Annotated in this window: 22 protein-coding genes; 7 read left to right on the top strand and 15 right to left on the bottom strand. The window is 64.1% G+C overall.

Annotated elements, in window-relative coordinates; genetic code table 11:
• Positions 1 to 41: 41 nt before the first annotated feature.
• Entirely contained in the window at positions 42 to 497 is a 456-nt protein-coding gene (locus P6U28_RS06670) for a hypothetical protein (protein WP_244607689.1), read from the bottom strand.
• 9 nt (positions 498 to 506) lie between these two features.
• Between P6U28_RS06670 and P6U28_RS06665 the strand changes: the two genes are divergently transcribed.
• Positions 507 to 1,490 (top strand): Spy/CpxP family protein refolding chaperone, encoded by a 984-nt coding sequence (locus tag P6U28_RS06665; RefSeq protein ID WP_244607690.1) that lies wholly within the window; start codon positions 507 to 509, stop codon positions 1,488 to 1,490.
• Between the two features lie 35 nt (positions 1,491 to 1,525).
• On the opposite strand, the gene P6U28_RS06660 is transcribed toward P6U28_RS06665, so the two are convergent.
• Entirely contained in the window at positions 1,526 to 1,744 is a 219-nt protein-coding gene (locus P6U28_RS06660) for a hypothetical protein (protein ID WP_122404343.1), read from the bottom strand.
• Positions 1,745 to 1,771: 27 nt separating this feature from the next.
• Positions 1,772 to 2,068, bottom strand: coding sequence for a hypothetical protein (locus P6U28_RS06655; RefSeq protein ID WP_162500380.1), 297 nt, complete (start codon positions 2,066 to 2,068; stop codon positions 1,772 to 1,774).
• A 451-nt stretch (positions 2,069 to 2,519) separates the two neighbouring features.
• Here P6U28_RS06655 and P6U28_RS06650 point away from each other — a divergent pair, with 451 nt between their 5' ends.
• Complete coding sequence (locus P6U28_RS06650) at positions 2,520 to 3,905, top strand: FAD-binding oxidoreductase (protein WP_122404344.1); 1,386 nt, start codon at positions 2,520 to 2,522, stop codon at positions 3,903 to 3,905.
• A 105-nt stretch (positions 3,906 to 4,010) separates the two neighbouring features.
• Here P6U28_RS06650 and P6U28_RS06645 read toward each other — a convergent pair whose 3' ends face one another.
• From P6U28_RS06645 to P6U28_RS06605, 9 genes are all read right to left on the bottom strand, one after another.
• Positions 4,011 to 4,874, bottom strand: coding sequence for a sugar phosphate isomerase/epimerase (locus P6U28_RS06645; protein ID WP_122404345.1), 864 nt, complete (start codon positions 4,872 to 4,874; stop codon positions 4,011 to 4,013).
• Entirely contained in the window at positions 4,874 to 6,064 is a 1,191-nt protein-coding gene (locus P6U28_RS06640) for a dihydrodipicolinate synthase family protein (protein ID WP_122404346.1), read from the bottom strand. The genes P6U28_RS06645 and P6U28_RS06640 overlap by 1 nt, the downstream gene beginning before the upstream one ends.
• A 121-nt stretch (positions 6,065 to 6,185) precedes the next feature.
• Positions 6,186 to 7,337, bottom strand: coding sequence for a Gfo/Idh/MocA family protein (locus tag P6U28_RS06635; protein WP_407121975.1), 1,152 nt, complete (start codon positions 7,335 to 7,337; stop codon positions 6,186 to 6,188).
• A complete protein-coding gene (locus P6U28_RS06630) occupies positions 7,334 to 8,731 on the bottom strand; it encodes a hypothetical protein (protein WP_122404348.1) in 1,398 nt (465 codons plus the stop codon). The genes P6U28_RS06635 and P6U28_RS06630 overlap by 4 nt, the downstream gene beginning before the upstream one ends.
• A 5-nt stretch (positions 8,732 to 8,736) precedes the next feature.
• Positions 8,737 to 9,564, bottom strand: a complete 828-nt coding sequence (locus P6U28_RS06625; protein WP_245162990.1) for an ABC transporter ATP-binding protein — start codon at positions 9,562 to 9,564, stop codon at positions 8,737 to 8,739.
• Between the two features lie 14 nt (positions 9,565 to 9,578).
• Positions 9,579 to 10,571 (bottom strand): ABC transporter substrate-binding protein, encoded by a 993-nt coding sequence (locus P6U28_RS06620; protein ID WP_162500381.1) that lies wholly within the window; start codon positions 10,569 to 10,571, stop codon positions 9,579 to 9,581.
• Between the two features lie 51 nt (positions 10,572 to 10,622).
• Complete coding sequence (locus P6U28_RS06615; RefSeq protein ID WP_407121974.1) at positions 10,623 to 11,432, bottom strand: ABC transporter permease; 810 nt, start codon at positions 11,430 to 11,432, stop codon at positions 10,623 to 10,625.
• A gap of 364 nt (positions 11,433 to 11,796) precedes the next feature.
• Positions 11,797 to 12,456: a TetR/AcrR family transcriptional regulator gene (locus P6U28_RS06610; RefSeq protein ID WP_129145838.1), complete on the bottom strand. Its 660-nt coding sequence runs from the start codon at positions 12,454 to 12,456 to the stop codon at positions 11,797 to 11,799.
• A gap of 240 nt (positions 12,457 to 12,696) precedes the next feature.
• On the bottom strand, positions 12,697 to 13,545 hold the full coding sequence (locus P6U28_RS06605; protein WP_129145834.1) for a VOC family protein: 849 nt from the start codon (positions 13,543 to 13,545) through the stop codon (positions 12,697 to 12,699).
• Positions 13,546 to 13,755: 210 nt separating this feature from the next.
• Between P6U28_RS06605 and P6U28_RS06600 the strand changes: the two genes are divergently transcribed.
• A complete protein-coding gene (locus P6U28_RS06600) occupies positions 13,756 to 14,649 on the top strand; it encodes a sugar kinase (RefSeq protein ID WP_122404354.1) in 894 nt (297 codons plus the stop codon).
• Between the two features lie 18 nt (positions 14,650 to 14,667).
• Positions 14,668 to 15,576, top strand: coding sequence for a ribokinase (locus tag P6U28_RS06595; RefSeq protein ID WP_407121973.1), 909 nt, complete (start codon positions 14,668 to 14,670; stop codon positions 15,574 to 15,576).
• Between the two features lie 10 nt (positions 15,577 to 15,586).
• On the opposite strand, the gene P6U28_RS06590 is transcribed toward P6U28_RS06595, so the two are convergent.
• On the bottom strand, positions 15,587 to 16,807 hold the full coding sequence (locus P6U28_RS06590; protein ID WP_129145832.1) for an NAD(P)/FAD-dependent oxidoreductase: 1,221 nt from the start codon (positions 16,805 to 16,807) through the stop codon (positions 15,587 to 15,589).
• A 227-nt stretch (positions 16,808 to 17,034) separates the two neighbouring features.
• Between P6U28_RS06590 and P6U28_RS06585 the strand changes: the two genes are divergently transcribed.
• Positions 17,035 to 17,829 carry an enoyl-CoA hydratase/isomerase family protein gene (locus P6U28_RS06585; protein WP_407121972.1) on the top strand — a complete coding sequence of 265 codons (795 nt, stop codon included), beginning with the start codon at positions 17,035 to 17,037 and terminating at the stop codon, positions 17,827 to 17,829.
• A gap of 19 nt (positions 17,830 to 17,848) precedes the next feature.
• On the opposite strand, the gene P6U28_RS06580 is transcribed toward P6U28_RS06585, so the two are convergent.
• Positions 17,849 to 19,561 carry an IlvD/Edd family dehydratase gene (locus P6U28_RS06580; protein WP_164937215.1) on the bottom strand — a complete coding sequence of 571 codons (1,713 nt, stop codon included), beginning with the start codon at positions 19,559 to 19,561 and terminating at the stop codon, positions 17,849 to 17,851.
• Between the two features lie 320 nt (positions 19,562 to 19,881).
• On the opposite strand from P6U28_RS06580, the gene P6U28_RS06575 reads away from it, so the two are divergent.
• Together P6U28_RS06575 and P6U28_RS06570 are read left to right on the top strand one after the other, a co-directional pair.
• Positions 19,882 to 21,045 (top strand): TAXI family TRAP transporter solute-binding subunit, encoded by a 1,164-nt coding sequence (locus P6U28_RS06575; RefSeq protein WP_407121971.1) that lies wholly within the window; start codon positions 19,882 to 19,884, stop codon positions 21,043 to 21,045.
• 33 nt (positions 21,046 to 21,078) lie between these two features.
• Positions 21,079 to 21,642 (top strand): hypothetical protein, encoded by a 564-nt coding sequence (locus P6U28_RS06570; RefSeq protein WP_407121970.1) that lies wholly within the window; start codon positions 21,079 to 21,081, stop codon positions 21,640 to 21,642.
• A gap of 39 nt (positions 21,643 to 21,681) precedes the next feature.
• Here P6U28_RS06570 and P6U28_RS06565 read toward each other — a convergent pair whose 3' ends face one another.
• Positions 21,682 to 22,503, bottom strand: a complete 822-nt coding sequence (locus P6U28_RS06565) for an NAD(P)-dependent oxidoreductase (RefSeq protein ID WP_129145827.1) — start codon at positions 22,501 to 22,503, stop codon at positions 21,682 to 21,684.
• Positions 22,504 to 22,554: the final 51 nt, after the last annotated feature.

The raw sequence follows: 22,554 nt of genomic DNA, 5'->3' as shown, positions 1-22,554 counted from the left end.
CGCCGGCCGCACCGCAACGCCCGGCCATGGCACCGCGGCCGTCACCGCACATCGCCGCCCCGTCGCGGCCCAGCGCACCGCCCGCCGCGAGCGAGCGGCTGTCGCGGCACGATCAGATCGAACAGCGCGCGCAACAGCGCCAGCAGCAAATCCAGCAGCGCCAGCAAATGGTGCAGCAGCGGCAGCGCGAGATGCTGTCGCGCCAGACGACGGAGCGTCAGGCCCGCATCGATCGCCTCCAGCAGCGCGTGCAGCAACTCCAGTCGCAGAAGCCGGAAGGGGCGCGGGCGCTGCGCGAGCAGCAACGGACACTCCAGACGCAGAACCGCTTGCTTGAACGTGAGCAGCGCGCCCAGCAGAGTGACCTGGCGCGCCAGCAGCGGCTTGGGCTCCAGGCTCCGGCCGGGCGGACGCCGGCGGCTGCGGCCGCCGTGGAGGCCGCCCAGCGCGGGCGGTTCGCGGAGCGGTTCCGCGAGCAGGCAACTGCGCAGACTCAAGCGGCGCTCGTGACCCGCGAGAGCGGCTGGGCTCCCCGGCAGGCCTGGCGTCACCGCCATCCCGCGGTGTTCGTGGCGTGGCTCGGCCCGGTGTTCTGGCCATACGCTTACTCCGACATTTTTGACTACACGTTCTGGTCCTATGCTTACGAGCCCGGCTATTGGGCCTACGCCTATGACGACTTCGTCGATACCGTATTCTGGGGCAGTGGCAGCCCCTATTCCGCCTATGCCAGCACCAATCCGTATGACTATCCGCAAGCCGGCGGCGGCTACCGCGCACGGTCGCGCGCCAGCGCGAGTCCGCAAACGCTCCAGCAATTGTGCAGCACGCCGGACAGGGGCGTCACAGCCTGGCCGCTCGCCGATATCGCGCGAGCCGTGCAGCCGACGCCGGAGCAACGCGCGCTGCTCGACGAGTTGAAGACCGCAGCGGCCAAGGCTGCCGATGTATTCAAGGATACCTGCGCGGAGACCTATGCACTTACTCCGCCCGGCCGCCTGCGCGCGATGATGAACCGCATCAGCGCGACGCTGGAAGCCGTCAAGATCGTGCGACCGGCCCTGGAGAATTTCTACAACTCGCTCAGCGACGAACAGCAGGCGCGCTTCAACGCGCTCGGCCCCAATGTCGGCGACCGCTCGTCCCAGCAGCAGGAAGCGAGTAGCGAGACCTGCGGTGATCCCAAGTCCAGCCTGACCCAATTGCCGATCCAGAGGATCGAGGCCGTACTTCACCCCGCAGGCAAGCAGAAGGACGCGCTCGACCGCCTCAGCGAAGCGACCGCGAAGGGAGTTGAAGGCCTGCAGGCTGCCTGTCCGAACGATGTGCCCCTGACGCCGGTCGGACGGCTCGAGGCGATGCAGAGCCGGCTCGAGGCCATGCTGACGGCCGCCAAGCTGGTCGAACCGGCGCTGGACGAGTTCTACGCCACGCTGAGCAGCGAGCAGAAGGCGCGCTTCAACACGCTACAGCAGGTCGCAGGCCCGTAGGGCAGCGTCGCGCTCTGATCTCATGCGGAAATCGTCTACCGCCCAGCATCATTCGTGCTTGTGATCGCTTGAGGCTGCTCGATCTCATTCGAGCCAATGGCGTTGCATTGTTGGTAGTGAGAAGACAGCTCGAGATCAGCCAGATGATCCCAGTATTCTGCTTTTGCGAGCAGCTTCCACTTGTTCATGCTGTTGTACGCGGCCTGTTGGCGGCACAGAGAGCTCATCGCACGCAAGCGTCGCACTTTCTCCACTGCGAACCTCCCTTCGCGCCTGCTTGTTCACAAGCGCATTTGTGTGGTCAGAGCTTCGCAGATCGAATTGACGAGTGATAGTCCGGGATTCGCCGGTGAATCCATGATAGCGCAATCGTCTGACTTTTCACCGATCGGTCGCGCCAGCGAATTTAATCGCAACACTGGCTTGGCCCAGCGCATTGAATCGTAGGATCGTCCCTGGCGGCTTTCGCCGCAATAAATCACGCCGGTGCCCTCGGCAAAGCTTGCCGGCCTTGTCACGCTTACTACAACAATGGCCCCGACGGTTGCACGTCGGGGCCATTCAAGATCAACAGGCATGGGTACATCCGCCGTGCCTGCTGATCGTTGATGCCATTGATTACCGCATCCGATCTGGCACAGACTGTGGCGCGGCTGCGGCATCGGGATGATGTTATTCTGCCTGAAAGCTGATGGTCCGCATCATCATCGGTGGTACTCCGACCAGCTCGCTGCTTCGCCTGTGTTCTGGCTCGCGATGGGGCATTCGCGACCGGGTCGAGCGGGCAGCAAGTCCAACCAATGTCCGTTCTACCGTTCGATGCAGGTGCGCAGCACCTCGTTCATCGGCTTGCCCCACCAGTCGTTGGAGAAGATCTCGATCTCCGAATAGACGCATACGCGTAGTCGATTTGCGATAGCCATCGCGCTGCGCTTGATCTATCTTTTCATGAGGGGCGGAGAACGTTCGAGGAGCCCTGCGAGCAACCTCCGACCCAATGACCGATCATGGGTGGAATAGGAGGACATCATGCAGAGCATGGCCACCGAAACCTTCATCGGCAATATGCGCGGCCCGGTTATCAGGCGAATGGATGCCGACTACGACGCCGTGCGGAGCCTCTACAACGGAATGATCGACAAGAGTCCAATGATGATCGCACGGTGCGCCGACGTTGCTGATGTCGTCGCAGCGGTCAATTTTGCAAGGGACAATGATCTTCAGGTCGCGATCCGCGGAGGCGGCCACAATGGGCCGGGCCTCAGCAGTGTCGAAGACGGACTGATGATCGACATGTCGATGATGAAAGGCGTGCGGGTCGATCCCGGCGCTCGTACCGTCCGCGTCGGTCCCGGCTGCTCGCAAGGCGATGTCGACCACGCCACGCATATCTACGGGCTTGCCGTGCCGGCCGGCATTGTATCGACCACTGGGATCGCCGGCCTTACGCTCGGCGGCGGCACAGGATACCTCACCCGCAAGTATGGCCTCACCATCGACAATCTCCTTGAGGCTGATGTCGTGCTCGCCGATGGACGCATCGTCACCGCCAACAAGTCGGAGAACGCCGACCTTTATTGGGGCCTGCGCGGGGGCGGCGGCAATTTCGGCATCGTGACGAGCTTCCTGTTCCAGGCTCATCCCGTGAAGATGGTATATGCCGGTCCAATCTTCTGGAGTCTCGAAAATGCCCGGACCGTGATGCAGAAGTACAGGGATTTCCTCCGCAGCGCTCCCGAGGAGCTCGGGGCCTTTGTTGGCTTGAAGACCGTTCCGCCGATGGACCCGTTCCCGCCGGATCATCAGGGCAAGCATGCCTGCGCCATCATTGCGTGCTATAATGGTCCGGCAGAAGACGGCAAGGCGATCATAGCGGGGTTGCTCGGTGAGCTGCCCCCGCCGCTCTTCAATTGGATGGGCGAGATGCCCTATCCGGCGCTCCAGTCCATGTTCGATCCGTTCTTCCCGAAAGGTCTGCAGTGGTACTGGCGCGGCGATTTCGTGAAAGAACTGACCGACGAAGCAATTGACGCCCATATCGAGCAGGCCCGGAAAGCACCGAGCCCGCTGTCGCTCATGCATCTCTATCCGATCGATGGCGCCGTCCACCGCGTCGGCAAGAGCGACACCGCCTGGAACACGCGCGACGCGACCTGGTCGATGGTCATCGCCGGCATCGATCCCAATCCGCAAAAAGCAGGCGAAATCACGCGCTGGACCAAGGGCTATTGGGAGGCCGTGCATCCTTACTCGGCCGACGGCGGCTATGTGAATTTCATGATGGAGGATGGAGACGACAGCAGACTTAGGGCTACTTACGGTGACAACTACGACCGCCTCGTCGCCTTGAAGACCAAGTACGATCCGACGAACTTCTTCCACATGAACCAGAACATCAGACCGCTGCACTCGTAGACGATCACACCTGCTACACGGATCGGTCGCGCCTAATGACGTGTCGGAGCGCTCTGTCGCATCGAAAATCGAGGGAGCGCTCCCCTGAGTCACCGAGATCGTAATCTAAACCACCGTCTTGTGCCGCGAAATGCAGGTCCGGAGCACCTCGTCCATCGGCTTGCTCCACCAGTCGTTGGAGAAGATCTCGATCTCCGAAAAGCCGGCATAGCCCTGCGCCTCGACTGCCTGACGCACCGCTTTGATGTCGATGACGCCGTCGCCCATCATGCCGCGGTCGTTGAGGATGTCTTTGGTCGGCACCAGCCAGTCGCAGACGTGGAAGGCGAGCAATCGATCCCGGCCGGCGCGCGCGATCTGGCCCATCAGCTCCGGGTCCCACCAGATGTGATAGACGTCGAGCGCGACCCCGAGCATGCCGCTGCGGCCGGGATCGAGCCGGTCGCAGATGTCGAGCGCCTGTTTCGTGGTGTTCACGCAAGCACGGTCGGCCGCATAGGCAGGGTGCAAGGGCTCGATCGCCAGCGGCAGCTTTGCCTGTCTCGCGTAGTCGAGCATCTCGGCGAGCGCTTCCTCGACCTGCCCGCGCGCCGCGGCGATGTCCTTCGACGCCTCGCTGCCCGGCCGCGAATATTGCGGCAGGCCGCCGACGACGAGGACGATGCAGGAGGCGCCCAGCGCCTTGGCCTCGTCGACGCAGCGGCGATTGTCGTCGCGCACCTCGCCCCGGCGCGAGGCGTCCGAGGTGAACATGCCGCCGCGGCAATAGCCTGAGAGATCAAGGCCGGCATCGCGCACCGCGCGCGCGGCACGGTCGAGCCCGATGGTCGCGACCTGGTCGCGCCAGGGATCGATGGCGCGGATGCCATGCTTCGCACAGGCATCGATGATCTCGACGAGATCTCCCTGCTTGCGGACTGTCGCCGTGTTCAGCGACAGCCAGCGATGGTCGGACGAAAAGTCGCGCATCAGGGTTCGATACCGTGGGTGGCGAGCACGGTCTTCATCCGCTGCGTCGCGAGTTCGGGATTGGCGAGCAAGCCGGCCCTGTCGGCGAGACGGAACAGCTCGGCCAGATGCAACGTGGAGCGCGTGCTCTCCTGTCCCCCGACCATGGTGAAATGATCCTGATGGCCGTTGAGATACGCCATGAACACCACGCCGGTCTTGTAAAAGCGCGTCGGCGCCTTGAAGATGTGACGCGACAGCGGCACCGTCGGTCCCAGCACATCGTGGAAGCCAGCCTCGTCCCCGGCCGCCAGCCGTGACAATGCATAGGACGCCGCCGGAGCGATGGCATCGAAGATGCCGAGCAGCGCGTGCGAAAAGCCTTGGCTATCGCCGGCAATCAGCTCCGCGTAATTGAAATCGTCGCCGGTGTACATCTTGATGCGCTCGTCGAGGCGACGGCGCATGTCGATCTCGCGCTGCTTGTCGAGCAGCGAGACCTTGACGCCGTCGACCTTGGCGGCATTGCCGTTGATGATGGCGACCGCCGTGTCCATCGCCTTGTCGATATCCTTGGTGCCCCAGTATCCCGTCAGCGCCGGATCGAACATGTCGCCGAGCCAGTGGATGATGACGGGCTCACGGACTTGCGAGAGCACGCGGTCATAGACCCTGGCGTAATCCTCGGCGTTGCGCCCCAGTTTGGCCAGCGCGCGCGAGGCCATCAGGATGATGCGGCCACCGACCTTCTCGACCGCCGAGATCTGCTCCTCATAGGCGCGGATGACGTCGTCGAGACTCCTGGCATCCTCCACGGCGAGATGATCCGTGCCTGCACCGGAGAACACCAGCGCATTGCGCCGCTTGGCGGCGCCGACCGAGCGGGTGATCAGCTCCAGCGAGGTTGGCCAGTCCAGCCCCATGCCACGCTGCGCGGTGTCCATGGCTTCGGCAACGCCGAGACCGAGGTCCCAGACATGCTCGCGGAAGGCAATGGTCTTGTCCCAGTCGACGGCAACCGACAGCCAGGGATCATTGTCGGCGAAGGGATCGGCCACCGTGTGCACGGCCGAGAAGGCGATGCGGTTGAGCGGCCCCTCGAGCTTTTTGGGGAACGTGCGCGAGGCCGCGAGCCGGTAGGTCTCAAGCGAGCGATCGGCCTTCGGCAGCTTCAGCGACAATGACGACATCGGCTGGACGGGCTTGTTCATGATTTCTGACCTCTCCCCGTCATTGCGAGGAACGAAGCGACGAAGCAATCCAGACTGACTCTGCAGAAAGATCTGGATTGCTTCGCTCCGCTCGCAATGACGGCTTAGCAGATTTCTGACCTTACACTTTGATCGGGGCGACATCGACCCAGCGCCGCTCCTTCCAGCTCTTCAGCGCGCATTCGGCAAGCTGCACGCCCTTGGCGCCTTCGAGCAGCGTGAACTTGTAAGGAGCGCCCTCGTAGACGTGGCGAATGAACATTTCCCACTGTTCCTTGAAGCCGTTATCGTAGGTGACGTTATCGGGCATCTTCTGCCAGTCGCCGTAGAAATCGTGCAGCCGCTTCTCGTCGGGATTCCACACCGGACGAGGCGTCGCCTGCCGCGCCTGGATCATGCAGTCGGTGAGCCCCGCGACGGCCGAGCCCAGCGTGCCGTCGACCTGGAAGGTGACGAGGTCGTCGCGGTAGACCCGCGTCACCCAGGACATGTTGATGTGAGCGATGATGCCGCCCTCGAGCTGGAACGTCGCGTAAGCTGAATCATCCGCAGTCGCCTTGTACTTCTTGCCCTGCGAGTCGAAGCGTTCGAGGATATCGGTGTTGCCGATGCAGCTGACGCTCTGAACATTGCCGAAGAGGTTGTCGAGCACGTAGCGCCAGTGGCAGACCATATCCAGGATGATGCCGCCGCCGTCCTCGCTGCGATAATTCCAGGACGGCCGCTGCGCCTCCTGCCAGCCGCCTTCGAATACCCAATAGCCGAACTCGCCGCGTACCGACAGGATACGGCCGAAGAAGCCGGAGTCGCGCAGGAAGGCGATCTTCTTCAGGCCGGGCAGGAACAGCTTGTCCTGCACCGTGCCGTGCTTGACGCCCTTGGCGTTCGCGAGCTTCACGACCTCGACGGCTTCCTCGAAATTGGTCGCGATCGGCTTCTCGCAATAGACGTGCTTGCCGGCATTGATGGCCTGGGTCAGCAGGCCCGGCCGGGCCTGCGTGGTCGCGGCGTCGAAGAACATGGTGTCGTTCTTGTCGGCAAGCGCGGCATCGAGGTCGGTGGTCCAGCGCGTGATGTTGTAGCGCTTCGCAAGCGCCTCGACCTTCTCGGCGTTGCGGCCGACCAGGATCGGATCGGGCATGACGCGGTCGCCGTTCTTCAGGCGGACACCGCCCTGGTCGCGGATCGCCACGATCGAGCGGATCAGATGCTGGTTGAGCCCCATTCGGCCGGTGACGCCGTTCATGATGAGGCCGAGGCGTTGGGTGGTCATGCCAGATACTCCTGAAGTGATTTTGGCTGTTCGAGCGGACGGAGCGCCGACCACTCCGGATGGACCGAGGACGCAAAGCCCGTTGCGTGAAGCGATCCCGTCAGGAGATCGCCGTCGTGAATTTTGAGCCTGATGCCCTGCCCGGCGTCGGCATAGAGATCGGGATGCGCGGCCGCGAAGGCTTGCGCTTCCGCGGCCGGCGTGTCGCCGAAGCCATCGACATAGTGGTGGCCGTTGCGTTCGGCATGGGTGGCGCCGATGAACGCAGCGAGCGCGAGATCCTGCTGCACGGCGAGGCCGGCCTGACAGGTTAGATCTTCACCAGTCACGAAGAACCGCACGCCGTCCGCGCTCCATTTCGCCGCGCGTGTCGCGTTGACCACCGACTTATAGAGTCCCTTGCAGGATTTTGACGAAATGCCGCAATAGCCCAGCGCACGCGCGGCGGCGAAGGCATCGTAGGAATCGTCGGCCTCGTCGATGATGAAGCCGTGCGAGGCCAGCGGTCCCAGCGGCGATTGTCGCGTGATATCGCGCGGCATCGGCTGCTCGACATAGAGCAGGCGCGCGGCGATCGGGCGTAACGCGGCGTCATGATCGAGCCGGTCCATCAGCGCCTCCAACGCAGCGAGATCCGCATACTGCTCGTTGGCGTCGAGCGTCACCTTGGAGTCGCGCCCGAGCGTGTCGAGCTCCTTGCCGATACGCGCCAGACGCGCGGCATCGGCTGCAGGCTCGCCCGACAGCTTGAGCTTGAAGTAGCGAGCACCGGCGTTCTCGCGTGGATCGGCAACACCGCCCTCACCTTCCACCGCATCATCAAGGCCGACGGTGTGCCTGACGGCAACACGCTCCAGCGGCACACGGCCGGAGAGAAACGTCCTGATGTCCCTCTCGCTCAGATCAGGAGACAGCCGCGTATCAATGCCGGCGATATTGCCGGCCATGCCATCAAAGAAGTTGGTCGCGAGGGCGCGGAGCAGCGCATCGAGAATGGCCTTGTCGATCTCGGCGGGGCCATAAGCCGCAGCAAGCGCCGGAATGTTCTTATTCGCACACGTCGCGATCTGCGCGCCGATGCACGAGGCATGCAGATCGAAGGCGGTCTGATACAGGCTGCGCGCCAGATAGAGCCCGCGCGCAATCTCGAGCGACCGTCGCAGCCCATCTACCGTCTGCGCCGGCGACAGCTCCGGCCGCTTGTCGAACCATTTCGGCACCAGCAGCTCGGCACTGGCGCCGACCGCGCTCCCCCTGCCCTCGACCTCGATCTCGACCCGGACGAACAGCTGCGGTGTCGCGTTGATGGTGACGGCGCCGAAGCGGAACGGCCGCGCGAAATGCACGGGGCGTTCGAAAAAGGCGATGTCTCGCAGCTTCAGGCGGGGTGACATGATCGTCAGTCCAGTGCACCTTGCGAGAAGAAATGCTTGCGGATGCGTTGCACGAGCTCGGTGAAAACAGGATCGGCCATCACATCGAGCGAGCGCGGGCGCGGCAGCGGCACGTCGTAGATCGCGGCGACCGCGCCGGGACGTTCGGTCATGACCAGCACGCGGTCGGCGAGAAACACGGCCTCGGGAATCGAGTGCGTGATCAGCAGCACCGTCTTCTTCGTCTCGCGCTGGATCCGCATCAGCTCGACGTTCATGCGCTCGCGGGTCAGCGCATCGAGCGCGCCGAACGGCTCGTCCATCAGCATGATCTTGGGATCGTGTACCAGCGCACGGCAGATCGAGGCGCGTTGCTGCATCCCGCCGGAGAGTTGCCACGGCAGCTTCTTCTCGAAGCCTTCGAGGCCGACCAGCTTCAAGAGCTCCTTGGCGCGGGCGAGGTATTTGTCCCGGGCCAGGCGCTTCATGTCGATCGGCAGCATCACGTTGTTGAGGATGTTGCGCCAAGGCAAGAGCAGCGCGTTCTGGAACACGATGCCGACATTGCCGTGCGGCGTCGTGACCTTCTCACCTTCGACCAGGATCTCGCCCGTGGTCGGCGGCAGCAGGCCCGAGATCAGCTTGAGCAGCGTGGACTTGCCGCAGCCGGAGGGGCCGACCACGACGAAGAACTCGCCGTCATTGATGTGGAAGTCGAGCGGCCGCAGCGACGGCACATCGCCGTCGCGCGTCCGGTAGGTTTTGGACACGCCTGATAGATTGATACCAGACGCATCGCCGGCCCGGTCGCTCACCAATCTCAGATGCGCGGCCGGCTGCACGGCTTCGTTCATGACTGTCGCAGGTTTCACGAGCCACTCTTGGGCAGGTAATCGTTGGTGTAGAATGCCCTGGGGTTCTCCTTGGCCTTGGCATCGAGACCGCCATATTCGACCAGCAGATTGACGGTCTCGGTCATGTTCTGGTCGGTGACCTGGAACGGCCGCTTGCTCTTTGTTTCCGCGGTCCGGTAGAGCGGGATGGTCAGCTCAAATCCCTCAGTCAGCGTATCGATCTTGCCGCCCTTCGGATTGGCATCGAGGATCGATTGTGCCGCGGCCTTCGGCTCCTTCTCGGCAGCTTCGACCGCCTTGGTCGTCGCCGACATGAAGCGGCGGACGAGATCGGCATTGGCTTTCACATAGTCGGAATTGGCGATGATGCCGGAGGAAACCATGTTGATGCCGTAGTCGGCGAACTTGATCGGATAGACCTCCTTGCCGGTGGCGTCCTTGATCTTCATCGACTGGTCCATGACGTAGCCGAGCAGGAGATCGGCCTGGCCGTTGATGACGGCGTTGAGCTTGGTCTGGCCGTCGCCGGCGACGGTCTTGAAGTCGCTCTCCTTCAGGCCGGTCTTCTTCAGGAACAGTGGCCAGATCTGCGTCATGGAGTCGGCCGGCGTGATCGCCACCGTCTTACCCTTGATGTCTTCGGGCTTTTTGATGTTCTTGTCGACGAAGCCCATCGCGGACATCGGGCTGGTCTGCAGCAGCACGCCGGTCGCGACCACAGGCGCGCCCTTGATCGCCGCGCGCATCATGGTGGGCACGTCGACATAGCCGAAGTCCGCAGTCTTGGCGGCGACGGCCTGCGTGGTCGCCGCGGAGCCGCGGCCTTCCTGGATCTCGAGGTCGATGCCTTCGGCGGCATAGATGCCCTTGGCCCTGCCGTAGTAGAACGGCGCGTGCTCGCCATAGACGTACCAGTTCAGCATCAGCACGACCTTGTCGGCCGCCTGCGCCGGCACGGCTGCAAACGCCAGCAGCGCCACTGATGCAGCCCCAATCCACCGCTTCATCGTCACTCTCCCTCGTCGTTATGTTTCGGCCGTTGGTGACCGTTGCTTGAATTAAGACGCGAAAATCACGTCCTCGCGCTGGCTGACATGCCAGGGAATGACCAGCTTCTCGATCCGGTCGACCATCCAGAACAGGATCACGCCGAGCAGCGCCAGGATCACCAGCGCCGCGAACATCGTCGGCAGGTCGAACGTGCCGATCGAACGCTGCATGACGTAGCCGATGCCGGAATTGGAGCCGACGAACTCGCCGACGACGGCGCCGACCACGGCGAGCGTCACCGACACCTTGAGGCCGGAGAAGATCGCCGGCAGCGCATGCGGCAGGTTCACCGTGCGGAACACCTGGAAGCGGCTGCCCTGCAACGCGCGGGCGAGATCGACCATGTCAGGATCGACTGATTTGAAGCCCTGCACGGCCGAAACCACCACGGGGAAGAAGCCGAGCAGGAAGGCCGAGATCACCTTGGGAATGATGCCGAAGCCGAACCACACCACGAACAGCGGCGCGATCGCGATCTTCGGCACGGATTGCGAGAATACCAGCAACGGATAAACGTAGCTCTCCACCGTCTTCGAGCCCGCGATCAGCATCGCGACGGGAATGCCGAACAGCGCCGACAGCAGGAAGCCGCAGACGGTCGCATAGGTGGTCGGCCAGGACTGGCGCAGCAGCTCCGGCCATTCAGTGCGCAGCACCGCGACGACGTCGGCCGGCGACGGGATCTGGTAGGCCGGGATCTTGAACAGGCGGATCGAAAGATCCCAGGCCACGACGATGAAGACCAGGAACAAGAACGGCCGAACCCAGGCCGCATTCAGCATCTTGGACACCGCACCTTGCGGCTTTGGCTCGGCCAATTTTCACTCCCGGCATTTTCTTCGTTGCGGGGAGAAATTAACCCGTTGGATAAATACTGTCCAGAGGATTCCCTGTGACGTTTGCGGCGGGTTCCGGGTGTTTGGGGAGAGTGGCGCCGGCGCTCTCCTGTCCCGGACGCGCTGCAACGCTCTTTGGCGTTGCCCCGCAAAGCCGGGATCCAGAGGCCCCGCGCTCCGCAGTTGCGTGGGCCCCGGCTCTGCAGCGCATCCCTTGCGTGCTGCGCTGCGTCCGGGGCACGAGACCGCCCACCCTCGGTGTCATTCCCCGCGAAAGCGAGAAATCCAGTACGCGGCGGCCTCTCGAGTACTGGATCGCCTTGGGCGATGACAGCGGAGGATTTGGCTACACCGTCTGCACCACGGCCGTGCGCGGGTTCGGCGCCTTCGCAATCTCGAACAGTTCTGCCGAGCGTCCCGTCAGCGCCGCGAGCACGAGGCCGACCATATGGGCCAGCCGCTCATCCTTGGCCTTCTTGTCCAAGAGATCGCGGCCGAAGATCACGCTGAGCGTCGCCGAGTTGGAGAGATAGAAGAAGCTCAGCGCCGCGATCGAGATGTAGAGCTGCACCGGGTCGACGGCGACCTGGAAGTCGCCAGACTCGACGCCGCGGCGCACCACGGTGCGGATCATCTCGACGAAGGGCGAGTGCATCGACTTGACCTTGGTCGATTTCTTCAGGTGCTTTGCGCGGGCAAGGTTCTCTGTCTGGAGCAACGACAGGAATTCCGGATTGCGCAGGAAGTAATTCCAGGTGAACTCGATCAGGCGGCGGATCGCCTCGGGCGGATCGAGATGTTCGAGATCGAGCCCGCGCTCCTCGCTGCGGATCTTGTCATAGGCGCCCTCGAGCACGGCGAGATACAGCTCGTCCTTGTTGCCGACGTGATAGTACAGCATGCGCTTGTTGGCGCCGGCCTTGGCCGCGATACGGTCGACGCGCGCGCCGGCGAGCCCATGGGCGGAAAACTCCTGCTTGGCGGCTTCGAGAATGCGCAGCCGCATCCCCTCGGGGTCGCGCTGCCATTTCAGGGGTCGCTTTGCCTTTGCTGTCGCCAAACCGGGTGCTCGCTGGGTGGTCCAGGTACGCGTGTAACACGCGCCCAGCCCGCCGCATAGAAGTGAAGCGGGCATCTGCCTCAACACCGTCATTGCGAGCGAAGCGAGGCAATCCATGCCGCCGCGGCAACAGTCTGGATTTGCTTCGTCGCAAGGGCTCCTCGCAATGACGGAGGAGAGACCGCCCTAATCCACCGGCTTCGGCGACCGTTCCAGCAGCACCGTCTGGATCCCGCACGTCCCGCTCCGCACCGTCATGATCCGCGTGCCCGGCTTGCGGCCGTTGCGCACCTCGGAGACATCGAGTCCGCTCGCGATCAGGCGGGCGCGGGTGGCGTCGATGTCGGCGACGCGCCAGCTCAGGCCCCAGAGACGGTCATGCGCGGCATCGCCGCCCGCCACGGGGCGGCGGACCACTTCGACGATGAGGTCGCCGCAGCGGAAGAACATCAGCTGTCCCCAATCCTGGTGCGAACGGTCGAGCGCGAGATCGAGCCCGAGCCGCGCGCCGTAGAGCGCGGCGGCGCGCTCGGAATCCTCGGTGGTGATGACGACGTGGTCGAGCCCGTCGATCGGCGCGATGTCGGTCGCGACCGACTTGGGACGCTCGTCGGCGAGTTCGAGGAAGAACATGCGCACGCCGCGCGTCAGCTCGGTGGCGGCGCGGGTGCGCTTCCAGCGCAGCACGGCTTCGGTGACGGCATCGCTGCTTTCGACCTCGGCGACCGGGTCCGGCCGCAAGGCCACCCGCTCCAGCCGGCGGTGCATCCTGCCGATGTCTGCGACACGAAAGCACAGGCTGGCGAGCACGCCCTCCTGGCCGTCGAGCAATGCGCGCATACGGTCGGCGGTGACGCTGAAGCCGCTCGGCGCCATCAGCTCGATGGTCATGTTGTCGAGGGTGAACAGCACCCGGTCAGCGCCCTCGCCCGAGTTCTGCCAGGCCGGCGCGCGTGCGAGCAGCGTCTGATACGCCGTCTTGGCCGCACCGATATCGCTCACGAGAACGACGATGTGATCGAGACCGGCGATCATCCTGTACCCTTCTGATCGACATGGAACCCACAGACCGAAAGACGGCGTTTGCCCGGGCTTGGCATTGGCCCGTGATGGTCGTATTCCCCCACCATGCTGACCTCAAGCGCTTCGGGGCGGTTTTGCGAATAATTTCAGCGTCCCTCCGGAGCGGAACCGGTGTTAGAGTAATTCCGCCGGCCGGGACCACAAGCGCATCACGGACAAGCAATGCAGGCTCTCTTCATCGGACAGACTTATATCGACGTCGTCTTCATCACCGACCACATGCCGACGGGCGACGAGAAGCACGTGGCCTCGGACTACGCGGTCTCCTTCGGCGGCAACGCGGTGACGGCGGCATTCTGCTGCGCCAAGCTCGGCATCGTGCCGGATCTGATCGCCACGGCAGCCAATGACTGGCTCGGGCGCATGTTCCAGGACATGTGCGCGAAGTACGGCATCTCGCTGCACGGGCGCAAGGTCAACCAGTCCTCGCTCTCCTTCATCATGCCCAAGGACGGCAAGCGCGCCATCGTCCGCTGCCGCGATGACTCGCACATCCATCCGTTTCCGATGCTCAATCTCGGCGGCTGCCGCGCGCTGCATGTCGACGGTCACCAGCCCGATGCTGCAATCCATTACGCCAAAGTGTGTCGCGAAGCCGGCATCCTGACTTCGCTCGATGGCGGCGGGCTGCGCACCAACACGCATGAACTGCTCGAATTCATCGACGTCGCGATCGTCGCCGAGCGGTTGTGCGAGCAGATGGACCTGACGCCGGAGAAGATGCTCGACTACCTCAAGGGCCGCGGCTGCAAGATCGGCGGCGTCACCATGGGCGAGAAGGGCCTGCTTTGGTACGACGAAACAGGGACGGTGCAGGTGATGCCGGCGATGCCGATCCCGCGCGAGCGCGTGATCGACACCAACGGCGCCGGCGACGTGTTCCACGGCGCCTATGTCTATTCCTACCTCGCCCATCCCGGCAAAAGCTGGCGCGAGCATTTCGATTTCGCCCGCGCCGCCTCGACCTTCAAGATCCAGCGCCTCGGCAATGAGGCCGGCCTGCCGACGCTCGTCGACATCGCCAAGGTCAGGCACGAGTTCGAGGTCAGGGTGTAGACGTCGGAAGGGTGTGTCATGGGGCGCGTCTTCGTCGCCGGCAGCATCAACATGGATGTGGTGGCGACCGCCGATCGCCATCCCAGGGTCGGCGAGACCGTCGCCGGCCGCCAGGTGCTGCATTTTCCGGGCGGCAAGGGCGCCAACCAGGCGGTCGCGGCGTCACGGCTTGGGGCGCGGACTACGCTGATCGGACGGCTGGGGACGGATTCGTTTGGACGCGAGCTGAAGGCCTTTCTCGGCGGGCAGGGCATCGATCTCGGCTATGTCGTGGAAACGGCGGAGGCGCACACCGGCACGGCCATCATCACCGTGGCCGAGGCCGACAACACCATCGTCGTCATTCCCGGGGCGAACGGGCTGGTCGGCGCTGACGACGTCGAGGTCGTGCCGCTGCTGGCCGGCGACGTCGCCGTCAGCCAGTTCGAGATTCCACTGCCAGCCATCGCCGCGTTCTTCCGGCGTGCCCGTGCCGCCGCGGCCACGACGCTGCTCAACCCCGCACCGGCGCAGCCAATGCCCCGCGAGCTGCTTGCACTCGTCGACATCCTCGTGCTGAACGAGACGGAGCTCGGCTTCCTCGCCGGCCACGAGCTCTCCGAGAGCGACGAGGCCGCACAGATCATCGCTGTGGCGCGGCAGGTCCAAGCGCGGGAGGACCAGACCATCTGCGTCACGCTCGGCAAGCGCGGCGTGCTCGCGCTGGCGGGGCGCGAGGAGATTGCCGTGCCGGGGCGCGCGGTGAAGGCGCTCGACACCACAGGCGCCGGCGATTGTTTCGTCGGCGCGCTGGCCGCGCAATTGGCCGACGATGTGTCCTTGCGCGCCGCCCTCGCCTTCGCCAACACCGCCGCCTCCATCAGCGTGCAGCGCATGGGCGCGGGGCCGTCGATGCCGACGGCGAAGGAAGTGGCGGCGGTGTTGTAGCGCTAAGCACTTATGCCAACGCGCCCTTCAGATCAAAGCTCTCGTCTGCGGCCTGCTCCGGCGTGATGGTGCGATCCATGGCCTGCAAGCGGCGGCCGAACATGTGATCGCCGGCGCGGTTGATGGATTCGATGCCGAGCAGCTTATCGCCCTTGTAGCAGAATGCGGAAAACGCCTTCTTCGCGGGATCACCGCGCAGCACAACGCGATCGTAGCCGGTCGTCAGCCCTGCGATCTGGAGCTTGTCGTCGCCCTGGTCGCTCCAGAACCAGGGATGGCTGTCATAAGGCTTCCTGTCACCGGTCAGCCGCGCCGCGAGGCAGCGGGCGTGATCGGTGGCATTCTGCACCGATTCCAGCCGCAGCGAGCCGCCGAAGCGCGGGCTTGCGAACAGCGCGCAATCGCCGATCGCCGAAATATCAGGATCAGCCGTCGCGAGATATTCGTCGACGATGATGCCGGCCGCGACCGGAAGCCCGGCCTCGGCTGCGAGCTCGATGTTCGGCAGCACGCCGACGCCGACCACGACGAGGTCGGCCGGCAGATGCCGTCCGTCGCTCAAGGAGACGCCGGTGACCTTGCCGCCCTCGGCCTCAATCGAGGTGGCCTGCACGCCGAGATGGATGCGGATGCCGGCTTCGCGGTGGCGCTCCTGAAAATACTCCGAGACCTCGGCCGTCACGGCGCGCGCCATCACGCGCGGAGCAAGCTCGAGCACGTCGACCTCGAGGCCCTTGATCCGGGCGGTGGCGGCGAATTCGAGGCCGATGAAACCGGCGCCGATGATCACGGCGCGCTTCTTCGACGGCATGACCAGCCGCAGCGCCTCGCTGTCGTCGAGGATACGCAAATATTTCACGTCGGGCAGGTTGGCATTGGGCAGATCGAGCAGGCGGTTGCGCGCGCCGGTTGCCAGCACGAGGTGGCCGTAAGGCAGCGTTTCGCCCGACGCGAGATGCAGCTTGCGCCCCGTGCGGTCGATTGAGGCGGCGCGGCCGGCGATCAGTTCGATCGTCTGGTCCTGGTAGAACTTCTCGGGGCGGAACATCAGGCTCTCCGGCCCGGCCGAACCCTTGATGTAGGCCTTGGACAAGGGCGGCCGCTGATAGGGCAGATGCGCCTCGTCGTTGATCAGGCAGATGCGCTCGGAAAAGCCCGCCTGACGCAGGGATGCCGCGACCTGATAGCCGCCATGGCCGGCCCCGACGATGATCACCGGACCGCCGGTCATCGGACAGCCCATTTCCGGAAGACACGAGCGTGACCCATGCCGTCTCCTCTCTCGCTGATTTTGGTTGCGGGCCTTACGAGGAGCCGGCGCTCGTGTCCGTCCCTTGGCGAAGGCGGGCTCATTTGAGCCTATCGGTTCGCCCGGCGCAAGAGCACCACGCGGGGATTGTCTCCCCTCGCCTTCTGCGATTTAGTTGCAGCTACGAACCTCTTGCCGGGGATTTCAAGATGCCAGCTCCCGTCTCAAAGCCCGATGATCCCGCCCTGCTGCGGATCGACGGCCCGATCGCGACCATCACGCTCAACCGGCCCGCCGCGTTCAACGCGATCAATCTTGCGATCGCGCAGAAGCTCGAACAGCTCGCGGCCTACATCGAAGGCGCGGACGACATCCGCGTCCTCGTCCTTGAAGGCGAAGGCCGCGCGTTCTGCGCCGGCGGCGATTTGCAGACGATCGGAGCTGCCGCCGAAGGGGGCACGGTGACGCCGGTGGTCGGCGAACTGCTCAAGCACTATCACGCTTTCATCGAGATCCTCCGGCGGATGCCGAAGATATCGCTGTCCAGCGTGCACGGCTCCGCCGCCGGCGCCGGCATGGGCCTCGCCTTCGTCACCGACCTCTGCATCGCCGCTGACGATGCCAAGTTCACGCCGGCCTATGCCAAGATCGGGGTGTCGCCGGACGGCGGCTCAACCGTCGGCATCGTCGGCACGGTCGGATCGCGCCGGGCGCTGCAGATCTTTCTCGCCGAGGATAATTTTACCGCGCAGCAGGCCTATGAATGGGGCCTCGTCGCCAAGACCGTTCCGGCGACCGAGCTGAAGGCGGCCACCCGACAGCTGGCCGAGCGTCTGGCGCAGAACCCGCCGGCGGCGATCGCCGGCACCAAGCAGCTGGTCTACCAGGCGGCCACCACGCCGGTGAAACAGCAGCTCGATGCCGAGGAGCACAAGATCATCATGGCCATGAATTCGGAGGCGTTCCGTGCTGCGGTGAAGAAGTTCACCAGCAAGGCGAAATAGCCGCCACGCGGCCGCTGGCTCAGCCCTTCAACGGGCCATTCCTCTGCATGAAATCGAAATCGCAGCCCTCGTCGGCCTGCAAGATGGTCTCGTTGAACAGCCAGGCGTAGCCGCGCCGTGCCTCCTCGGGCGCAGCCGCCGGCTTCAAGCCAGCGCGACGCCGCTCCAGTTCGGCAGCGTCGACCAGCAGCTCGATGCTGCGCTTGCCCACATCGAGGCGGATCATGTCGCCGTTCTGCACCAGCGCGAGCGGCCCGCCGACGGCGGATTCCGGGGTGATGTGCAGCACGATGGTGCCGAACGCGGTGCCGCTCATGCGCGCGTCCGAGATGCGCACCATGTCCTTGGTGCCGCCGCGCGCGAGCTTCTTCGGAATCGGCAGATAGCCGGCTTCCGGCATGCCCGGCGCACCTTTGGGGCCGGCATTGCGCAGCACCAGCACGTCGTCGGCGGTGACGTCGAGATCGGGATCGTCGACTCGCAAGGTCATGTCCTCGACGGATTCGAACACCACCGCGCGCCCGGTATGCTGCAACAATTTCGAGCTCGCAGCCGATTGCTTGATCACTGCGCCGCGCGGCGCGAGATTGCCGTGCAGGATGGCGAGGCCGCCCTCTTTCTTGATCGGATTATTACGCGGGCGGATCGCATCCTGGCCTGGCACGTCCTCCGCATTCGCCGCGACATCGCGCAGCGTCTGGCCGGTGATGGTCTTGGCATCGAGATCGACGAGGTCGCCGAGCTGCGCGAGCAATTTCGGCACGCCGCCGGCGTGGTGGAAGTGCTCCATGTAGTGCTCGCCGGACGGCTTGAGATCGACCAGCACCGGCACCTCGCGACCGATCTGGTCGAACGCTTCGAGATCGAGCCGGTGCGGAGAGCGGTGCGCCATCGCGGTCAGATGGATCAGGCCGTTGGTCGAGCCGCCGATCGCCTGGAGCACGACCTGTGCGTTCTTGAACGATGCCGGCGTCAAGATTTCGCTCGGCTTCGGCCCCTTGGCCTTGGCCATCTGCGCGGCAACCTTGCCGCTGGCCTCCGCCAGGCGGAAGCGCTCGGCATGCGGCGCGGGAATCGTCGCGCTCATCGGCAGCGACAGGCCCATCGCCTCGATCATGCAGGCCATCGTCGAGGCCGTTCCCATCACCATGCACGTGCCGACCGATGGCGCGAGGCGGCCGTTCACCGCCTCGATCTCGGCATCGTCCATGTCGCCGGCGCGATATTTCGCCCAGAGACGGCGACAATCGGTGCAGGCGCCCAGCACCTCGCCCTTGTGATGGCCGACCACCATGGGACCGACCGGAATGACCACCGTCGGCAGGTCGGCGCTGATCGCCGCCATCACCTGCGCCGGCAGCGTCTTGTCGCAGCCGCCGATCACGATCACCGCATCCATTGGCTGGGCCCGGATCATCTCCTCGGTGTCCATCGCCATCAGGTTGCGCAGGTACATCGAGGTCGGATGCGCAAAGCTCTCGGCGATCGAGATGGTCGGGAACACGAACGGCATCGCGCCCGACAGCATCACGCCGCGCTTGGCGGCTTCGATGATCTGCGGGACGTTGCCGTGGCAGGGATTGTAGTCGCTATAGGTGTTGGTGATGCCGACGATCGGGCGCTGCAGCGCGTCGTCGGAATAGCCCATCGCCTTGATGAACGCCTTACGCAGGAACAGCGAGAAGCCGGCATCGCCATAGCTCGTCAGACCCTTGCGCAAGCCACTCGTCATCATGCCACTCCTTCTAGATCACCATCGTGGTACAGCGTGCCCCTCGATTGTCAATAAGGCCGGCCGATAGAGTTGCACCTTCCGGCTCCGGGCACCGGCTGGCACAGGAATGGATCGCGGGCGAGGCCGGGCGCTAGTCCGCAAACTTCTGCTGCAGGCGTCCATCACGGAACGCCACTGCCCCGGCCGCGTTGGAAGACCAAGCATTAGCCTCGGTCTCACCTCGGACGCGGCAGGTGACAGTCTCTCCGAACATGTCACCTCGCACGGCTGACCGAGCGGCTTGAACAATGAGGGTCTGCGGAGCGATGCGGGCCGGTTTGTTCATCGCATTGATTGCAGCGGCCTACTTTGGCGGGCAGGTCCAGGATTCTTTCGCGCAAAAGCGACTGCCGGCTTCTCCGAGCGAATCCACGAAAGTGTCTCCAAGAAAGGAAGGCACTCCCAGAAAGGAGACGGCGCGATCTGCGGACCCGTATACGGTGGGCTTCGTAACCGGCACGCCACAATGCACTGAATTCGCGCTCGCTCAGGACATTGCGACCACGCTCGCCGGCGGCCAAGAGAGCGGTCCTCAGGGCCAGGTCGCATTGCGGGTTCTGCCAATGGTGGGAAACGGCGGTGTCCGCAACGTCCTCGATGTGCTCACTCTCGCAGGCGCCGACGTGGCGATCGCGCCCGTCGCTCTGGTCGAGCGGCTCCGGCAGACAAGGACCTTCGGGGATATTTCAGACAGGCTGACCTACATTGCGCCGCTCCATATCGAAGAGTTCCATCTTCTCGCGCGGCCGGAGATCGGAAGCCTGACGGAGCTTTCGGGAAAGAGGGTCGATCTCGGGGACGACGGCAGTGCCGGCGCTATCCTCGGCCGCGAAGTGTTGAACCGTCTGGGCATCAAGGTCAGTGAGACGAACTTGGGTCCGGAGGCCGCGCTGGATGGTCTGAGGAAGGGAGATCTCTCCGCCGCTCTGATCGTCTCAGGAAAACCGGTCAACTTCCTGACGCAGGTCTCGCAGCTCGACAATATTCACCTCCTGCCAATCCCCTACTTCAAGGAGCTGCTGCAACAAGATTATCTGCCATCGACGCTCCGCCATAAGGACTACCCGAATATGATCGCCGCCGAAGCAAGCGTCGACACGATCGCGATCAAATCCGCTCTCTTCGCCTACAACTGGCCGGGCGGCAGCGAGCGGTTTCGGTTGCTGGAATTCTTCGTCCAGACATTGTTCACGCGCTTTCCTGAATTTCTAACGGGCGCACATCACCCCAAATGGCGCGAGGTGAACCTGGCCGCGGAGCTCCCCGGATGGCGACGATTCCGGCCGGCAGAGCGCTGGCTCCAGCAACAATCCGGCGGCGAGGCCGCGCTTCGCAAGGCGTTCGGCCGGTTCCTCGAAGGAAAGCCGAGCGACAATCCGCCAGACCGGGAAGAATTATTCCGGGACTTCCTGCGCTGGCGAGAACGCAATCCGGATAAGTGACCAAGATTTGGCAGGCAAATGTGGGAGGTGTCGATGCGCAACGCGCTTGTGAGCGCAGCCTTGGCTGCGTTGCTCGCCTTGATCGCCGATGTGAGGCATTCTGCCGCCCAATTTGCTCCCTTCTTTCCGCCGACGCCGCAGACACTCGCACCGTCCAACACGCCACCGGCCGACAAGGCCGAGCGCATCAGGACAGCCCCTCACCGAAGCACCAAGGCGCGCAGGAAGCACGAAACCGTTCGTCCGCCACCCAATCAGCGGAAGGTCGCCGAAAAAAACGGATACAAGCGGGTCAGCGATCTCGTGAATTTCCCAAAGTTCTTTCCGGGCCTCGGCATCATTTTCGTGAAGCCCGACACGTTGCCGCTGGGGCCGTTCCTGTGCTTCGATCGCAGGGATCGTCTGGTGGCGACCGTGTACATGGTCCCGAACAAGGACATCGACGATCACAAATCATTGGAGGGAGCGGGATCCGCAGCACCGGTTGACCACGTCAGCCTCTACTTCAACGCGGGTCACCCCGGGGTGGACGTGCCGCACTACCATGTGGTGCTCTGGCATGTGACCAAGAACCAGGAATCGCGCGTTGCAAAATGACGCGCAACTCGCGCGCGCGGTGGATCATCCGGCCGGCGACTACCGCTTAGTCCAATCGATGATCCGGCTCGGATCGGCGTCGAACTCCATGCTGCAGAACGCGCCGCCCTGGAAATAATCGCCGACCGGATCCGGCTTCAGCTTGGCCTGCTCGGCCATCGCGTGCTCGCGGAAATCCTCCGCGCGTCCCGTGGGGCGGTAGCCGAGTTCGTAGGCGCGACTGTTGTCCCACCAGGCGCGCTCGTTGAGGGAGGCGCCGTAGAAGATTTCGAAATGGATGTCGGGATGTTCGAGCCCGATGCGGCAGAGCTGCACCAAATCGTCGGGCTTGAGCCAGATCGAGAGCCGGCGCTGGTCGAGCGGCATGTCGCCGAAATTGCCGATGCGCAGGCACGTCACCTTCAGCCCGTGCTTGTCGGCGTAGAGCGCACCGACCGCCTCGCCGAACACCTTGCTGACGCCGTAGCGTCCGTCGGGGCGCGGCATGACGTCGGTGCCGATCTTGTGGTGGCGCGGATAGAAGCCGACCGCGTGGTTCGACGAGGCGAACACCACGCGCTTGACGCCCTTGCGGTAGGCCGCCTCGAACAGATTGTAGCCGCCGATGATGTTGGCCTGAAGGATTTGATCCCAGGTGCCTTCGACCGAATAGCCGCCGAAATGGATGATGCCATCGACGCCCTCGCAGATCGCCTCGCACTGCGCCAAATCGGCGAGATCCGCCGCCTTGAACTGCTCGTTCGCTCCGAGATCGGCCGGCGGCTTGATGTCGGACAGCAGGAGGTCCGGATAGATCGGCGGCAGCAATTTGCGCAGACGCGTTCCGATCCCGCCCGAAGCTCCCGTCATCAAGATGCGCATGTCGTTCCCCGTCGTTGCAACCGATTTGCGGCCGTAGATATCTGATGCTAG

The sequence above is a fragment of the Bradyrhizobium sp. STM 3561 genome, from assembly GCF_045571455.1.
Classification (GTDB): Bacteria; Pseudomonadota; Alphaproteobacteria; order Rhizobiales; family Xanthobacteraceae; genus Bradyrhizobium; species Bradyrhizobium vignae.
The sequence above is the reverse complement of the archived record's forward strand: the minus strand, read 5'-3'. Positions and strand labels throughout refer to the sequence as shown.

Coding starts and splice junctions, on each gene's coding strand:
- P6U28_RS06655 (WP_162500380.1), bottom strand. CDS start 2,068: ATGCCTGTTGATCTTGAATGGCCCCGACGTGCAACCGTCGGGGCCATT.
- P6U28_RS06650 (WP_122404344.1), top strand. CDS start 2,520: ATGCAGAGCATGGCCACCGAAACCTTCATCGGCAATATGCGCGGCCCG.
- P6U28_RS06645 (WP_122404345.1), bottom strand. CDS start 4,874: ATGCGCGACTTTTCGTCCGACCATCGCTGGCTGTCGCTGAACACGGCG.
- P6U28_RS06640 (WP_122404346.1), bottom strand. CDS start 6,064: ATGAACAAGCCCGTCCAGCCGATGTCGTCATTGTCGCTGAAGCTGCCG.
- P6U28_RS06635 (WP_407121975.1), bottom strand. CDS start 7,337: ATGACCACCCAACGCCTCGGCCTCATCATGAACGGCGTCACCGGCCGA.
- P6U28_RS06630 (WP_122404348.1), bottom strand. CDS start 8,731: ATGTCACCCCGCCTGAAGCTGCGAGACATCGCCTTTTTCGAACGCCCC.
- P6U28_RS06625 (WP_245162990.1), bottom strand. CDS start 9,564: ATGAACGAAGCCGTGCAGCCGGCCGCGCATCTGAGATTGGTGAGCGAC.
- P6U28_RS06620 (WP_162500381.1), bottom strand. CDS start 10,571: ATGAAGCGGTGGATTGGGGCTGCATCAGTGGCGCTGCTGGCGTTTGCA.
- P6U28_RS06610 (WP_129145838.1), bottom strand. CDS start 12,456: ATGCGGCTGCGCATTCTCGAAGCCGCCAAGCAGGAGTTTTCCGCCCAT.
- P6U28_RS06605 (WP_129145834.1), bottom strand. CDS start 13,545: ATGATCGCCGGTCTCGATCACATCGTCGTTCTCGTGAGCGATATCGGT.
- P6U28_RS06600 (WP_122404354.1), top strand. CDS start 13,756: ATGCAGGCTCTCTTCATCGGACAGACTTATATCGACGTCGTCTTCATC.
- P6U28_RS06595 (WP_407121973.1), top strand. CDS start 14,668: ATGGGGCGCGTCTTCGTCGCCGGCAGCATCAACATGGATGTGGTGGCG.
- P6U28_RS06590 (WP_129145832.1), bottom strand. CDS start 16,807: ATGACCGGCGGTCCGGTGATCATCGTCGGGGCCGGCCATGGCGGCTAT.
- P6U28_RS06585 (WP_407121972.1), top strand. CDS start 17,035: ATGCCAGCTCCCGTCTCAAAGCCCGATGATCCCGCCCTGCTGCGGATC.
- P6U28_RS06580 (WP_164937215.1), bottom strand. CDS start 19,561: ATGACGAGTGGCTTGCGCAAGGGTCTGACGAGCTATGGCGATGCCGGC.
- P6U28_RS06570 (WP_407121970.1), top strand. CDS start 21,079: ATGCGCAACGCGCTTGTGAGCGCAGCCTTGGCTGCGTTGCTCGCCTTG.
- P6U28_RS06565 (WP_129145827.1), bottom strand. CDS start 22,503: ATGCGCATCTTGATGACGGGAGCTTCGGGCGGGATCGGAACGCGTCTG.